Source organism: Arthrobacter sp. UYEF20 (assembly GCF_040546335.1).
In the GTDB taxonomy this organism is placed as follows: domain Bacteria; phylum Actinomycetota; class Actinomycetes; order Actinomycetales; family Micrococcaceae; genus Arthrobacter.
In genome coordinates, this window is sequence record NZ_JBEPNP010000013.1 from 125,213 (window position 1) to 138,906 (window position 13,694).

A 13,694-nucleotide genomic window follows, 5' to 3' on the forward strand; every position below is an offset into this window, starting at 1 on the left:
CGACGGCGCGGGCGACGGCGCCGCGCGCCGCAGGTTACGCGGGCGGGATGTTCTGGTTGACGTGGAAGAGGTTCTGCGGATCGTACTTGGCTTTGACCTCCCTCAGTCGCTTGTAGTTCTCCCCGTAGTTCTCTGCAATCCTGGGCAGATCATCCCCATCCATGAAGTTGATGTAGCCGCCGGGAGCCGAATGGGGCCGCAGCGCGGCCGCGTAGTCCCGCACCCAGGCGATGTTTGCCTCGTTTTCCGCGGGGTCCAGCCACTGCGCCGCGATCACGGGCGAAAACTTCACGTTCCGGTTGGCGAACGCCGTGTCCGTGGCGCCCACCCGCTGGACAGCACCATCGATGGGGTAGATGTGTACCGCGGTTTGCACGCTGGGGACCTTGCTGCCGTGTTCGATGTGCGCCGCGATGGCGCCGTCGTTGAGCTCCGCCAGAAAATCCGCTTTCCAGTAGGCCTGCATGCCTGGGGGCTGCAGCGGGTCGAAAGCCGTGTTCAAGGCGGGGTACGGCATTGGCCCCACCATGGATCCCGCCGCCGGCGCGACGTCCAGGAACGGCTGCCAGCGTGCCGGACCTTCCGCCAGATCGCCGGTCCACATGCCGACGATGACGCACACCGGTTTGCCATGCCACTCCTCGGGCAGGAACGGAACTGGAGGGCCCTGATGGAAACCCAGGAACGCCCCAAACTCTTCAGGGGCGGTGGCCATGTGGTTCCGGTAAAACTTTGCCACCGTCTCCGCATGCTCGATGGGGTAAATGATGATGCCGGCGTGGACCATATCCACGGGATGCAGCCGGTATTCAAATGACGTCACGACGCCGAAGTTCCCGCCGCCGCCGCGCAGCGCCCAGAACAGGTCCTCGTTCTCGCTTTCGCTGGCGGTAAGGAACTTTCCCTCCGCAGTGACGACGTCGGCCGAGAGGAGGTTGTCGCAGCTGAGCCCATACTTGCGGCTCAGGTAGCCCATGCCGCCGCCGAGGGTCAGCCCGGCGATGCCGGTCGAGCCGACAATGCCGCCAGGAGTTGCCAGCCCGAAGGCATGGGTCGCGTGGTTGAAGTCGGCCCACGTCGCACCGGCCTCCGCGCGCGCCGTCGCGGCTGCGGGATCGACCCGGACCCCGGTGGTGTTTACGAAGTCGATGACCAAGGCGTCATCCCACGTGCCAAAGCCCGGGGCGCTGTGTCCTCCCCCGCGGACCGCCAGGTCCAGGGAGTTGTCCCGGGCGAAGTCGACGCAGGAGATGACATCGGCCACCTGGGATACCTGGACCACCGCTGCCGGCCTCTTATCGATCATGCCGTTGAAGACCGCACGCGCCGCGTCGTAACCGGCGTCGCCGGGCGTGATGATCTGCCCGCGGACCTGTTCGCGCAGGCTATCGAAGCTGATTCCGTTCATTTCTGTACCGTCTCATTTTCTGTATCGGGATATTCGTCATGAGACCCGGCCCGGACGGTGACCTGTGCTCCCAGCCGGCATGGCGTCCGGAGGTTTTACCAGCACAGGCCTACTCCTCCAGCCCTGCGCCGTCAATAGGATCCAGGCCCCGCCCAATGCCCGGGCCCGGGGTGCCGCAGCAGGGAGCCCGCAGCCGGCGGCAATCCATCCGTCCCATCGTTGGGCGCCGCCGCTCCGAATGCTCAATGGGCATGTCCCCGGGAACCCTGGGGGAGACCCGTCCGTCAGCGGACCAGCTGCAGGCCTTGAACTGCGGACGCGGCGCCATATGGTTGGTAATTGAGGGACGAAAGATCTGGAGGACACCGGCGTGGCGATACGCAAGCTGGACGACCGCGAAGCCGGAATGGCTGGCCCCGGGACTGACGCGAAGGCCGTGCTGAGCATTGCTGAGGCCAGCGGGGAAACCCTGGGCGTCGCCCTGGTGCTGCACGGCGGCCGTTCGGAGAGCTACGACTCCGTCCGCGCCCGGCACCTCAGCCCGGCCCGGATGCTCCCCTTCGCCCGGGCCCTCCGGATCCAGGGCGGCCCCCACGGGCTGGCCGTGTGGACGCTCCGGAACCGCTACCGCGGCTGGAACGGGGAGGACATGTCCCCCGTACAGGACGCCCGCTGGGCACTGTCCCAGATCAGCCGCGAGCACCCCGGCGTGCCCGTCTACCTGCTGGGCCACTCGATGGGCGGACTGACCGCGCTCTGCGTCGCCGATGACCCGCAGGTGGAAGCCGTGGTGGCCCTCGCGCCCTGGCTGAACCATGAAACCCCGGTGGAACGCGTCGCCGGACGCCGGGTGCTGATCGTCCACGGCACCGAGGACCGCTGGACCAGCCCCGCCAACTCGCTCGCCTACGCCCGCCGGGCCGAGGGCGTCGCGGAATCCGTGGACTACGTTTCCCTCAAGGGCACGGGACATTTCATGATCCGCCGGGTGGGCCTGTGGAACTCGCTCGCCAACGGCTACATCCTGGATGCGTTCGGCAACAACAGCGGAGCCGACATGCCTGGCAGCACCAAGGCCTTCCGCAGCCTGCTCCCAGCCGCCGGCGCGCGCCTCCCGGTGGTGCTCTGATGCCGGCCTTCCCGCTCGACGCGTTTCTGGCCAGCCTGCCGTGGGTGGCGGCAGGGCTTGTGGTGCTGCTGGCCGTGACGTTCGCCATTGCCGTCCGCCAGAGCCGCCACTCCGTCATCGACACCGTCTGGGGCCTCGGCTTCGTCGTGGTGGCCACCATCTCTTGGCTGCTTTCCGCCGGGTACGGCGACGGCGGCCGCCGCCTGCTGTTCCTGGCCCTCGTGGCCGTCTGGGGCATCCGGCTGGCCGTCCACATCGGCCTTCGCGCCCGCGGCGGCCACGAGGACCCGCGGTACGTGGACATGCTCTCCTCGGCCCCCGGCTCGCGCAACGTCTATGCGCTGCGCCGCGTGTACCTTCCCCAGGCGGTGGTGCTGTTCTTCGTCTCGCTCACGGTCCAGGTCGGCATGTTCAGCACCGGGAGTCTCGGCTGGCCGGCGCTGCTGGGGGTCCTGCTCTGGATCGTGGGCTTCGTCTTCGAGACGGTCGGCGACCGGCAGCTGGCACAGTTCAAGGCCGATCCGTCCAGGCGCGGCACGGTGCTCAACACCGGGCTCTGGCGCTACACCCGCCACCCGAACTACTTCGGTGACGCGGCCGTCTGGGCCGGGCTGTTCCTCGTCGCCGCCGACTCCTGGCCCGGGGTGCTGACCATCCTCTCCCCCGCGCTGATGATCTGGACGCTCGCCGGCAAGACCGGAAAGCCCTTGACCGAGAAGGCGATGTCCGCCCGTCCCGGCTACAAGGAGTACATCGAGTCCACCTCCGGGTTCCTGCCCTGGCCGCCCCACCGGCTCGGGACGGGCGGACACAGGACGGGCGGAAAACAGCCGGGCGGACACCGGGCAGGCGGACACTGACAATGACCTGGCGGCCCAAGCCCAACGACAGCTTCTACCGCGGCATGGTCCGCGCCGGCCTGGCGCTGAGTCGGTTGTTCCGGATCCGCGTCATCGTCACGGGGCAGGAGCATCTGCCCGCACCTGAGCGACCCGCCGAATCCCCCGCGGGCTCCTCCCGGCGCGTGGCCGCAGGCCGGGGCGCCGTCGTCGCGATCACCCACTTCGGATACCTTGACTTCGCCTTCGCGGAACTGCTGCTGTGGCGGAACTGCAGGGCCCGGCTGCGGTTCCTGGTCACGCAGGGTGCGGCCGACCACTGGTTCGCCGGACCCGCCGTCAGCGCCGCCGGGCTCGTCGTCGTCGGCTACTCGACGGGTTCCCATGCCTACGACGCCGCCGTGCAGAAACTCCGCGACGGCGAGTACATCGCCATCCTGCCCGAGGCCGGTGTCAGCCGCAGCTTCCGGGTCCGTGAATGCAAGACCGGGGCCGTGCGGATGGCCGCGGAGGCCGGGGTGCCGATCATCCCGGTCTCCGTCTGGGGATCCCACCGCCTGATGACCCGCCAGCATGGCTTCTCGCCGCGCCGTGCCTGGCGTGCCCCGGTCCGCATCCACGTCGCCGAGCCCATGCTCATCGCCGCGGCTGAGGACGTCCAGGCGGCCACGGCCAGGCTGCGGAAGGTCCTGCAGGCCGGGATCGACGCCGGCATCGCGGACTTCCCGCTGGACCCGGCCCCGGGCGCGTGGTGGATGCCGGCGGACCTCGGCGGCGGAGCCCCCAGCGAGGAGGAGCGGCAGCGGCTGGACGAGGCCGAGGGCCCGCGGCGCGCAGGCGGCCGCCGTCGAAAGCTTAGGTTCCCGGCAGCGTCCTGACTAAACTCCATCGGGTACAAAATTGCACTCAACGGAGAGGTACCCCTCTGTGGCAAACACAGTCCCGACGAAAAGCGGCATCGAAGAACGCGGTCTCGCCCGAATAGCCCAACGGATGGCGGCGTGGACCGAGAAGTGGTTCCCGGACGCCTACATCTTCGCCCTGGCCGGCGTCATCATCATCGCCGTGGCCGCCCTGGCCATCGGCGCCTCACCCCAGTCGATCGCCGATTCCTTCGGCAACGGCTTCTGGGACCTGGCCGCTTTCACCCTGCAGATGGCCATGGTGGTCCTCACTGGCTACGTCGTGGCGACCTCCCCGCCGGTGGCCAAGCTGATCAACCGTCTCGCCCTCATCCCGGCCACGGCCCGCACGGCCGTGAGCTTTGTGGCGCTGATGTCGATGTCCGTCTCCTTCCTCAACTGGGGCCTCAGTCTCATCTTCGGCGGCCTGCTGGCCCGCGCCATTGCCCGCCGCAAGGACCTGACCGTGGACTACCGCGCACTCGGCGCGGCGGCGTTCATGGGCCTCGGCGCTGTCTGGGCGCTCGGGCTGTCCTCCTCCGCCGCTCAGCTGCAGGCCACCGCGGCCTCACTGCCGCCCGCGCTGCTGAAGATCACCGGCATCCTGGACTTCGGCACCACGATCTTCACCTGGCAGTCGCTGCTCACCCTGGCCATCCTGATGGCCCTCACCACAGTGATCGCGCACTTCTCCGCACCCCAGGGCGGCGCGATCCGCACGGCGGAGGATCTCGGCGTCGACCTCGACGACGAACCCGGCGAAGCGGCGCCCCGCTCCCGCCCGGGTGAATGGCTCGAATACAGCATGATCCTGCCCGTCCTGGCGGGCATCCTGACGCTCGGCTGGCTCGTCTCGCAGTTCCTGACCAAGCCGTTCCTGACCGTGGTCAGCAGCCTCAACGGCTACCTGCTGGTCTTCCTGATCCTGGGCCTGGTGCTGCACGGCACGCCGCGGAACTTCCTGCAGGCCGTCACCAAGGCCGTCCCGGCCACCGCCGGCATCCTGGTCCAGTTCCCGCTCTACGCCGCGATGGCCGCGATCCTGACCAGGGCCACTGGTACCGGCGGGATGACCATCTCCGCTCACCTGGCCGAGTTCTTCTCGGACATCGGCGGCAGCGGCGCGTTCGCCGTCGTGATTGCGCTGTACACCGCCGTGCTGGGCCTCCTGGTGCCGTCCGGCGGCGGCAAGTGGCTCGTGGAGGCGCCGTACGTGATGCAATCCGCCACCGATGTGAACATGAACCTCGGCTGGACCGTGCAGATCTACAACATCGCCGAGGCGCTGCCGAACCTGGTCAACCCGTTCTTCATGCTCCCGCTGCTGGCGGTCCTGCGGCTGCGTGCCCGGGACCTGGTGGGCTTCACCTTCCTGCAGTTCATCTTCCATCTGCCGGTGGTCCTGCTGCTGGTCTGGCTGCTGGGAATGACGTTCAGCTTCGTCCCCCCGGTGATGCCCGCCGGCCAGTAGTCCTTACATAGCCCAACTGACCCGCAGTTGTTGTCGTTTTGAACCCTCAAAACGACAACAACTGCGGGTCAGTTGGGTGTGCGGGGCAGTTGGGTCTGCGGGTCAGTTGGGTCTGCCGGCGGTGTCAGTCGGAGACGACGAGGGTCTCGGCACCCTGGACGCGGGCCTTGCCGCTGTGCAGCAGCGGTTCGACGACGTCGCCCACCGCGGTCATCGAATCGTCCAGTTCCAGCAGCACGGGATGCTGGAACACGATCAGCGCCAGCAGGTCACGCACCGCGGCCCGGGCCTCTTCCAGCGAGAGCGCGGGGTCATGGCCCAGGAACACCTCGGTGGGCTGCCCGGAGCTGGCCGCGCCCTCCCCCTCGGCGGGGGCAAGCTCCGCGTAGCTGATCGCGAACGCCTCGAGCCGGCCCTTCCGGCTGGCCGGCACGCCCTGGCCGAAGGCGCTCGCCCTCGGGGACCGGAGCACAATCGCGCCGTGGGCTCCGCTGAGTTCGTCCAGGAACAGCCGCTGCACCGTGGCGATGCTCAGGTCCCCGGGGCTGTCCCAGCCGTGCACTGCCGTGTAGTAGCGGCCTACGACGTCGCTGAGCTCCACCGAGCCGGTGGCGAGATCCTCGACCTGCTCGGCGGCGGCAGCCTCGGAACCGTCGCCGAAGACCGGCAGCTTGAGCGCTCCCGGCTCCACGACGACGAGCCGGGAGCGCTGGATCGGGGCCAGTCCCCCCGCCCCGGCAAAGGCCGCCCCGGCGGTGCCGGGCTCCACCTTGGAGCGGAGCCGGGTCACTCCCGACGGCGACTGCGCGGCCTCGTGCCGGAGCATGCTCAGCAGCGTGGAGCCGACGCCGGTCCGGCGGTGCTGCCGGTCCACCTCGATGTAGGCCCAGAGCCGTTCCGGGTGCAGCGAGGCCTCGTGGACCACGCCTGCCGCGACGGGGATGGCGACGCCGTCGACGACGTCCTCGGCCACGATGCAGCGGCGCCACGGGGAGTTGCCCGACGGCGCCAGGGTGCCGCGGAACTGCCCGGCCTGGACGGTTTCCGGGCCGCCCCAGATCTCCAGCAGGGCAAGGTCGTCGCCCTCGCGCCATTCACGGTATTCGATCGCCATGATCAGGCGCCGATCAGCCGTGCGGCCAGGTAGCCCTCCACCTTGTCCAGGGAGACGCGTTCCTGGCTCATGGTGTCGCGTTCGCGGATGGTGACGGCCTGGTCGTCCAGGGTCTCGAAGTCCACGGTGATGCAGAACGGCGTGCCGATCTCGTCCTGGCGGCGGTAGCGGCGGCCGATGGCGCCGGCGTCGTCGAACTCGATGTTCCAGTTCTTCCGCAGCTGGGCGGCGAGGTCCTTGGCCTTCGGCGACAGGTCCTCGTTGCGGCTCAGCGGCAGCACGGCTGCCTTGACCGGCGCCAGGCGCGGATCGAGCTTGAGCACGGTGCGGATGTCGACGCCGCCCTTGGCGTTGGGTGCCTCGTCCTCGGTGTACGCGTCGATCATGAAGGCCATGAAGGAGCGGGTGAGACCGGCGGCGGGTTCGATCACGTACGGCGTGTAGCGCTCGTTGGTGGCCTGGTTGAAGTAGCTCAGGTCCGTGCCGGAGGCCTTGGCGTGCGTGGAGAGGTCGAAGTCGGTGCGGTTGGCGATGCCCTCGAGCTCGCCCCACTCCGAGCCCTGGAAGCCGAAGCGGTATTCGATGTCCGTGGTGCCCTTGGAGTAGTGGCTGAGCTTGTCCAGCGGGTGCTCGAAGAACCGCAGGTTCTCCTCCCGGATGCCCAGGCTGGTGTACCAGGACATGCGTTCCTTCATCCAGTACTGGTGCCACTGCTCGTCCGTGCCGGGCTCGACGAAGAATTCCATTTCCATCTGCTCGAACTCGCGGGTGCGGAAGATGAAGTTGCCCGGGGTGATCTCGTTGCGGAAGGACTTGCCGATCTGGCCGATGCCGAACGGCGGCTTCCTGCGGGAGGTGGTGAGCACGTTGCTGAAGTTGACGAAGATGCCCTGGGCGGTTTCCGGGCGCAGGTAGTGCAGGCCCTCCTCGCTGGCGACGGGGCCGAGGTAGGTCTTGAGCAGGCCGGAGAATTCCTGCGGCTCCGTCCATTCGCCGCGGGTGCCGCAGTTGGCGCAGGCGATGTCCTTCAGGCCGTTCTCGGCGGGGCGGCCCTTCTTTTCCTCGAATTCCTCCAGGAGGTGGTCCGCGCGGTAGCGCTTGTGGCAGGAGAGGCACTCGACCAGCGGGTCGGAGAAGACATCGACGTGGCCGGAGGCTTCCCAGACCTGGCGGGGCAGGATGACGGAAGAGTCCAGGCCGACGACGTCTTCGCGGCCGCGGACCACGGACTGCCACCACTGGCGCTTGATGTTTTCCTTCAGCTCCGCTCCGAGGGGCCCGTAGTCCCAGGCAGAACGCGAGCCACCATAGATTTCACCGGCCTGGAAAACGAAACCCCTGCGCTTGGCGAGGGAAATGATCTGGTCGAGGACGGATTTTGCTGCCATGGGAACTCCACTTTCTACAGGGCCGCTGGGTGCGGTCCGCGGTCTCAGCCCCGGAACCCCGGCTGGTTGCCGGACGGGGCACTAAAACGCAAAACAAAACGCAACGCAAATCGCAACGCAAAAGAGCTGTGGTGCAAAGGATTGCGGCGCAGGAAGCTGCGCCTCCTAGCCTACCGGGCTGCCGCCCCCTTCACGGCTGCCGCTTCAGGGCGCCCCGGGGCCACGGCTACCGCTTCAGGGCGCCCCGGGGCCAGGGCAAGGTGGCCAGGATGATCGCGGCGAGAGTCAGCACGGTTCCGAGCACCGTCGGAAGTGCTACCACGGTGCCGGGTGCCGGGAAGGCAAGGTCCAGGCCGAGCGAGCCCAGGAGCTGGCCGGAAATCATGCCGAGTCCCGTCACCAGCACGCCCAGGCTGCGCACCAGCAGGGCGGCCACCCCGATGAAGACGCAGCCCATGGGGCCGCTGAGGTAGTACCACCACTCCGCCGGGAGCGGGTTGCCGGCGCCGGCGACCGCGAGTTTGACCAGCCAGGCGACCCAGAGCAGGACCGTGCCGGAGACGAAGTTCACCAGGGTGGCCGTGATGGGCGTGCCGTAGTGGACCGTCGCGGTGCCGTTCATGGCCTGCTGGAAGCTCATCAGGAAGCCGGCCAGTACCGGGAGCAGCACCGGAACCAGCAGCTGGGCGGTCCCGGATTCGGCTCCGGAGAGGCGCGGCGACACGGCCCAGGCGACGGCCGCGATGGTCAGGATGCTGCCCAGCACCCGGATGCCGGTGATGGGCCTCTTTCCGGCGGGGCCGATCCCCATCCGGTCCACCAGCAGCCCGCTGAGCGTCTGTCCGGTTACGGCTGCCACGGTGAACAGGGCGACGCCCAGCAGGCCGATGGTGAAGGACTGCGTGAACACCAAGAACGCCCCGATGCAGCCGGCCAGGACGTAGTAGGGCGGGAACTCCCGGTTCCGGACGGCCGGCAGGACCCGCGCCAGGCCCGCCCGGCCCTTGGGCAGCGCCAGCGAGATGACGATCATCAGGACCAGCCCCGTGGTGAAGCTGACCACCGAGGCGGCGATGCCGTCCGCCAGGGCCGTGCCGAGCGCGCCGTTGATCCGGCCCTGCACCGGAAGAAGCAGACCGGCCGCCACCGCCAGGGGCAGGCCGGCGAGGAGCGGGAGGCGTGGTGCGTGGGTCATTGGTGACACCTTACGTCAGGCATTATTGCTTGTATGAGCAACCCGGAAATTGAAGACATCCCCATCCGCGACGACATGATCCGCCTCGGTCAGCTGCTGAAGCTCGCCAGCCTGGTGGAGGACGGCGTGGAGGCTGCGGAATTGATCAGGAACGGACTCGTGAAGGTCAACGGTGAGATCGAGGACCGCCGCGGCCGCCAGCTCCACCACGGCGACACCGTGACCGTGAACGGAAAGACCGTCCGGATCCGCACGTCGCCCGGGGCTTAACCGCCCGGCGCGTAGCCGCCGCGGGCGCCCCGGCGCCCCCGGGCACGCTCCTGCGGGCCGCCGTCGGGCACGCTCCTGCGGGCCGCCGTCGGACGCGCTACTTGCTCAGCACCTCGTGCGTGAGGAACTCGGAGACATGGCCGACCTCCTGCTGGTTGATGCCGTGCCACATCCCCGTATAAAGCACCTTGGTCAGCTTGACATGCTGGCGCACCCAGCCCGTGGTGAACTCGATCTTGTCCGGAGTAATCACCGGATCCTGCTGGTCGCGGCCCCAGAACATCGGCACGGTTCCGTCGAGTTCGGCGTCCCGGAAGCTCGGGTCCGAGTCGGCGTTGACCGCAAAACCGGACAGCCCGACGACGGCGGCAAAGTCCACGGGCCGCTGCCGCAGCAGCGTGGTGGCCATGGCCATGCCCATCGAGAATCCCAGCAGCGTCACCGAGGGGTGGTTGGCCTTGACGGAGTCGATCCAGTCCAGCACATACCGCGACGCCGCCTTGACGGCGTCGAGCGAATAGTCGATGGAGGCGGTCAGCGGGAACCAGGTGAAGCCGGGGCCGGTGACCAGGGGCGCCCGCACCGAGGCCACCGTGAATTCTCCGGGAAGCATGTCCGCAAGGCTCAGCAGGTCCTGTTCGTTGGCCCCGTAGCCGTGCAGCAGGACCAGGAGCGGCTTGCCGGCCCGCTCCCCCTCGGGCTTGGACCACAGGACAACGGGGGCAGGAAAGGCATCAGCTTCAGTCATGGGTCCATTCTTGCAGTTCGTTCCTCCCGTTACCGGCCGGTAACAAGCTACGGTGGCGTAGCTTTGCAGGAACAGTGCAGGATATGACGGGAGCGACGCCGAAGCCATGGAGAATCCACCAGAACGCGCCTTGAGCCACCCCTGGACCCGGTACGTGGCCATGGGCGATTCCTTCACTGAAGGCATCGGCGATCCCGAACCGGCAAGCCCCGGCGGCCACCGCGGCTGGGCGGACCGCGTGGCAGAGGAACTGAGCCGCGGCCACGACGACTTTGCCTATGCCAACCTCGCCGTACGCGGCCGGCTCCTGCAGCAGATCGTTGACCAACAGCTGGCGCACTGCCTGTCCCTCAAACCGGACCTGGTGACCCTGTCTGCCGGCGGAAACGATCTGATCCGGCCCGGCGGCGACCCCGATGTGCTGGCTGAAAAGCTGGACTCGGTAGTGCAGATCCTGAGCCTGGGCGGGGCCACGGTGGTCCTGTTCAACGGCCCGGACACCGGCTCCTCCGTGCTGGGCCGGATCCGCAGCAAGGTGGCCATCTACAACGAGAACCTCCGCACCATCGCCGCCCGGCACGATGCCGTCATCGCGGACATGTGGTCATTGCGGCAATTGAACGATCCCCGGATGTGGGACGCGGACCGCCTGCATTTTTCCCCGCTGGGCCACCACACCATCGCCGCCATGGTGCTGGATTCCCTGAACGTCCAGCACACGCTGGAGCCGCTCTCCCCCAAGCCATTGCCGCAACGCAGCTGGCGGGAGGCCCGCTCGGGTGATCTCGTGTGGGCCCGGGAGTACTTCGTGCCGTGGGTGGTCCGCCGGCTGCGGCACCGCTCCTCCGGCGACGGCATCACGGCCAAGCGCCCCCTGCCCGGTCCCGTGTTCGGCCCGGGGGTACCGCTGGGCTCCGGCGAAGGCCCGCCGGGCGCGGAAGAGCCAGCGCGGTCCTGAGCCGGCCCGGACAGCTCCGGCGGGACGGATGGACGCCGACGACGTCGTGAGGCTGCGGCCCCGCGGGCAGCAGCTGCGCGAACCTTTCGCCGCAACGGTGGATGAGGCGGTGCGGAACCTCCTGGCTGTCCAGTCGCAGGAGTTCCCTTACGCGCGCTGGACGACAGTCCGGCGCACCGCGGGCGCCTCGGCCGCAGCGGGCGCCAACGCGGAACAGGCGGTGTCTATTTCACCAGCCGCGGCCCACCTGGCACTTCGTGCACCGCAACAATCTGGGGTCTGAGGAGGATCGGTTTTCTAGGCAGTGAGTTCTTGGTCGTTGGTGGATACACGGGCCTTATCCGATGAGGAGTCCGGTCATGGTTCTGAATGCACCGTTTATCCCCCCCATCACCGGGCATTTTCTCGGGCGGGTGCTATGGGAATCGGCCGGCCGCGGAAACACGGCGATCGCGGTCCGAAAATTTTGGCTGGCGCTTACGCCGTTGGAGGACCGGCTTGCGGGACAGTCTCAGCGGGCGGGGGTGCGAGAAACGTTTCGATGTGTTTCATGAGGTGCCCGTAGGGGTACCTCGGATGCGGAGAGCCCTCGGCTCAAGGTCCTGACGCATTCTTGACCTGGCTAGAGCTGCCGGCCTCTACGATCCCAGTCCGCCCGGCGGGCCTCTTCCTCGTCCCAGAAATGACCGTCGCGGTGGCGCACGTACAGCAGATATGCGAGAAAGCCGACGCAAGCAACCAGGATTGCCACCATGAAGGAGTGGAACCCATCCCAAGGTTCATTCGACCGGAACACAAGTTGCCAGACCGGGTTCATGGTCAGCACAGTCCACGCGGCTACCTGCCAGCGGAATCCGCCCCGCGTCATGCGCGGCTGGTGGCGCTTCTGACCCTCTGCCATATTCGGAGCCTACAACCGCAGACGTTGCATGTCACCAAACGCGCACTCGCTCTGCCGGGGGTTGGATCAGCGTTCTGACCATGCGCCGCCGCAGTGCCAATTTTCGGCCCGGTGAAGGTTCGGCTAGGAACGCTCCACACGGTCGGCAACCATGGAGAATTCATCCTGCTGCGCCTCGTGCCAGGTGAGCCTTACGTCTTCGCCTGGGACAAGCTCAAGAAACTCATTCGCCCTCTGGACGATGCAAGAAAAATGGGCGAAGCATTCTGCGGCCACACCTTCACTCGGATGGATCCCCACCCTTCTTCGCGGTGCCAGGTCTTCACGGTTCCCCTGCTCCAAGGTTCATACATGTCACCGATGATAGCCACCTCGTGCTATTGGCCCCTTTGTGCCGACTAGGAGGGACGGTCAGCCATTTTCCGCCCCGTCAGGGTTCGGCTTGCGGGACGCCGCACAGTGGCGTTTAGCCGCTCGTTGGAGGACCGGCTTACGGGCACCGGGGTGCGGTCGTTATCTCCGCGTCGTGAACTGGATCTGGATGCGCTTGAGCTCGGCGCGTGGAAGCACGGCGGTCACGACGCCACCGCCTGCCAGTTCTGCGCCGATGCCGTATACGAACGGGTACGTATCGACCGCCGCGCCGGGCACTCCGACTCCATTGACGAGGACACTGGCCTGATCATTGACCATCAGGTCGGTCACTGCGGGTGCGGGTTGGTCCCATGGGTTGCCGCTCAGCCCTGAGGTGTGTCAAGGATGTGAGACAGCCGGTTAGTTTCTTTTTGGGTTAGGCGGCCGCGGGTAGCGGCTGGTTTTTGGTCTTGAAGTTGGCCATTGCTGTTGCCGGCGGCAGCCCATCATTGTTGGTGTGGGGCCGCCAGCGGTTATAGAACACTTCGATGTAGCGCATGGTTCCCCGGCGGGCGTCCTGCCGGGTGGCGAAGCTGTGGTGGTGGTAGAACTCTTTCTTCAGGGATGAGAACGCCGACTCGGCGACGGCATTATCCCAGCACACCCCGGTGGCCCCCATGGACTGGCGCACAGCGTTGCCGGTGCACCAGGCGCCCATTTCCCGGGAGGTGTATTGCGTGCCGCGGTCGCTATGGAAAATCGCATCAGGGGCCAGGTGTCCGCGGTCCCTGGCCATCGCCAGCGCGCCCGTGACGAGGGAGGCGCGCATGTGATCGGCCATCGCCCATCCAACGACCATGCGGGTGCACAGGTCGATGACGGTGGCCAGATACAGCCAGCCCTCGCCGGTGCGCAGGTACGTCAGCCGTCGGTGATTCTTCGTGGTCCAGCCAGCGGTAATACGAGGCCCGCGGAATGCCCAGCCGGGCGCACATCCAGGTGACAGGGAATTCGGCG

The 13,694-nt window shown here is 67.6% G+C and carries 15 protein-coding genes; 7 read left to right on the plus strand and 8 right to left on the minus strand.

The features are described 5' to 3' along the window. Window positions 1-34 precede the first annotated feature (34 nt). Window positions 35-1,408: an FAD-binding oxidoreductase gene (locus ABIB26_RS15355; RefSeq protein ID WP_354244808.1), complete on the minus strand. Its 1,374-nt coding sequence runs from the start codon at window positions 1,406-1,408 to the stop codon at window positions 35-37. 376 nt (window positions 1,409-1,784) lie between these two features. Between ABIB26_RS15355 and ABIB26_RS15360 the strand changes: the two genes are divergently transcribed. From ABIB26_RS15360 to ABIB26_RS15375, 4 genes are read left to right on the plus strand one after another with little or no spacing between them, the layout of a single operon-like run. Then, entirely contained in the window at window positions 1,785-2,537 is a 753-nt protein-coding gene (locus ABIB26_RS15360; RefSeq protein ID WP_502913686.1) for an alpha/beta hydrolase, read from the plus strand. After that, window positions 2,537-3,397: a DUF1295 domain-containing protein gene (locus ABIB26_RS15365; protein ID WP_354244814.1), complete on the plus strand. Its 861-nt coding sequence runs from the start codon at window positions 2,537-2,539 to the stop codon at window positions 3,395-3,397. The genes ABIB26_RS15360 and ABIB26_RS15365 overlap by 1 nt, the downstream gene beginning before the upstream one ends. 2 nt (window positions 3,398-3,399) lie before the next feature. Continuing rightward, window positions 3,400-4,254: a lysophospholipid acyltransferase family protein gene (locus tag ABIB26_RS15370; RefSeq protein WP_354244816.1), complete on the plus strand. Its 855-nt coding sequence runs from the start codon at window positions 3,400-3,402 to the stop codon at window positions 4,252-4,254. Window positions 4,255-4,303: 49 nt separating this feature from the next. Further along, window positions 4,304-5,749 carry a short-chain fatty acid transporter gene (locus ABIB26_RS15375; RefSeq protein ID WP_354244818.1) on the plus strand — a complete coding sequence of 482 codons (1,446 nt, stop codon included), beginning with the start codon at window positions 4,304-4,306 and terminating at the stop codon, window positions 5,747-5,749. Between the two features lie 124 nt (window positions 5,750-5,873). Here ABIB26_RS15375 and ABIB26_RS15380 read toward each other — a convergent pair whose 3' ends face one another. The 3 genes from ABIB26_RS15380 to ABIB26_RS15390 all read right to left on the minus strand — a co-directional run bounded on the left by ABIB26_RS15380 (window position 5,874) and on the right by ABIB26_RS15390 (window position 9,446). Further along, window positions 5,874-6,863 (minus strand): GNAT family N-acetyltransferase, encoded by a 990-nt coding sequence (locus tag ABIB26_RS15380; protein ID WP_354244821.1) that lies wholly within the window; start codon window positions 6,861-6,863, stop codon window positions 5,874-5,876. Between the two features lie 2 nt (window positions 6,864-6,865). Continuing rightward, entirely contained in the window at window positions 6,866-8,251 is a 1,386-nt protein-coding gene (locus ABIB26_RS15385; RefSeq protein ID WP_354244824.1) for a glycine--tRNA ligase, read from the minus strand. A 226-nt stretch (window positions 8,252-8,477) separates the two neighbouring features. Further along, window positions 8,478-9,446 (minus strand): DMT family transporter, encoded by a 969-nt coding sequence (locus tag ABIB26_RS15390; RefSeq protein ID WP_354244827.1) that lies wholly within the window; start codon window positions 9,444-9,446, stop codon window positions 8,478-8,480. Window positions 9,447-9,479: 33 nt separating this feature from the next. Here ABIB26_RS15390 and ABIB26_RS15395 point away from each other — a divergent pair, with 33 nt between their 5' ends. Beyond that, window positions 9,480-9,716, plus strand: coding sequence for an RNA-binding S4 domain-containing protein (locus tag ABIB26_RS15395; protein ID WP_354244830.1), 237 nt, complete (start codon window positions 9,480-9,482; stop codon window positions 9,714-9,716). 97 nt (window positions 9,717-9,813) lie between these two features. Here ABIB26_RS15395 and ABIB26_RS15400 read toward each other — a convergent pair whose 3' ends face one another. After that, a complete protein-coding gene (locus ABIB26_RS15400) occupies window positions 9,814-10,464 on the minus strand; it encodes an alpha/beta hydrolase (protein ID WP_354244833.1) in 651 nt (216 codons plus the stop codon). A 106-nt stretch (window positions 10,465-10,570) separates the two neighbouring features. Between ABIB26_RS15400 and ABIB26_RS15405 the strand changes: the two genes are divergently transcribed. Both ABIB26_RS15405 and ABIB26_RS15410 read left to right on the plus strand, forming a co-directional pair. After that, a complete protein-coding gene (locus ABIB26_RS15405) occupies window positions 10,571-11,422 on the plus strand; it encodes an SGNH/GDSL hydrolase family protein (protein ID WP_354244836.1) in 852 nt (283 codons plus the stop codon). A gap of 28 nt (window positions 11,423-11,450) precedes the next feature. Continuing rightward, entirely contained in the window at window positions 11,451-11,705 is a 255-nt protein-coding gene (locus ABIB26_RS15410) for a hypothetical protein (protein ID WP_354244839.1), read from the plus strand. Between the two features lie 339 nt (window positions 11,706-12,044). On the opposite strand, the gene ABIB26_RS15415 is transcribed toward ABIB26_RS15410, so the two are convergent. The 3 genes from ABIB26_RS15415 to ABIB26_RS15425 all read right to left on the minus strand — a co-directional run. Continuing rightward, window positions 12,045-12,323 carry a hypothetical protein gene (locus ABIB26_RS15415; RefSeq protein WP_354244841.1) on the minus strand — a complete coding sequence of 93 codons (279 nt, stop codon included), beginning with the start codon at window positions 12,321-12,323 and terminating at the stop codon, window positions 12,045-12,047. A 513-nt stretch (window positions 12,324-12,836) separates the two neighbouring features. Continuing rightward, window positions 12,837-13,016: a hypothetical protein gene (locus ABIB26_RS15420; protein ID WP_354244844.1), complete on the minus strand. Its 180-nt coding sequence runs from the start codon at window positions 13,014-13,016 to the stop codon at window positions 12,837-12,839. Between the two features lie 97 nt (window positions 13,017-13,113). Then, window positions 13,114-13,694: IS3 family transposase (locus ABIB26_RS15425; protein WP_354244846.1), on the minus strand; the 581-nt coding region annotated here is incomplete at its 5' end.

What these genes read in the sequence shown, in the direction of transcription:
- ABIB26_RS15355 (WP_354244808.1), bottom strand. Translation starts at nt 1,408, where the DNA reads ATGAACGGAATCAGCTTCGATAGCCTGCGCGAACAGGTCCGCGGGCAG.
- ABIB26_RS15365 (WP_354244814.1), top strand. Translation starts at nt 2,537, where the DNA reads ATGCCGGCCTTCCCGCTCGACGCGTTTCTGGCCAGCCTGCCGTGGGTG.
- ABIB26_RS15370 (WP_354244816.1), top strand. Translation starts at nt 3,400, where the DNA reads ATGACCTGGCGGCCCAAGCCCAACGACAGCTTCTACCGCGGCATGGTC.
- ABIB26_RS15380 (WP_354244821.1), bottom strand. Translation starts at nt 6,863, where the DNA reads ATGGCGATCGAATACCGTGAATGGCGCGAGGGCGACGACCTTGCCCTG.
- ABIB26_RS15385 (WP_354244824.1), bottom strand. Translation starts at nt 8,251, where the DNA reads ATGGCAGCAAAATCCGTCCTCGACCAGATCATTTCCCTCGCCAAGCGC.
- ABIB26_RS15390 (WP_354244827.1), bottom strand. Translation starts at nt 9,446, where the DNA reads ATGACCCACGCACCACGCCTCCCGCTCCTCGCCGGCCTGCCCCTGGCG.
- ABIB26_RS15395 (WP_354244830.1), top strand. Translation starts at nt 9,480, where the DNA reads ATGAGCAACCCGGAAATTGAAGACATCCCCATCCGCGACGACATGATC.
- ABIB26_RS15400 (WP_354244833.1), bottom strand. Translation starts at nt 10,464, where the DNA reads ATGACTGAAGCTGATGCCTTTCCTGCCCCCGTTGTCCTGTGGTCCAAG.
- ABIB26_RS15405 (WP_354244836.1), top strand. Translation starts at nt 10,571, where the DNA reads ATGGAGAATCCACCAGAACGCGCCTTGAGCCACCCCTGGACCCGGTAC.
- ABIB26_RS15410 (WP_354244839.1), top strand. Translation starts at nt 11,451, where the DNA reads ATGGACGCCGACGACGTCGTGAGGCTGCGGCCCCGCGGGCAGCAGCTG.
- ABIB26_RS15415 (WP_354244841.1), bottom strand. Translation starts at nt 12,323, where the DNA reads ATGGCAGAGGGTCAGAAGCGCCACCAGCCGCGCATGACGCGGGGCGGA.
- ABIB26_RS15420 (WP_354244844.1), bottom strand. Translation starts at nt 13,016, where the DNA reads ATGGTCAATGATCAGGCCAGTGTCCTCGTCAATGGAGTCGGAGTGCCC.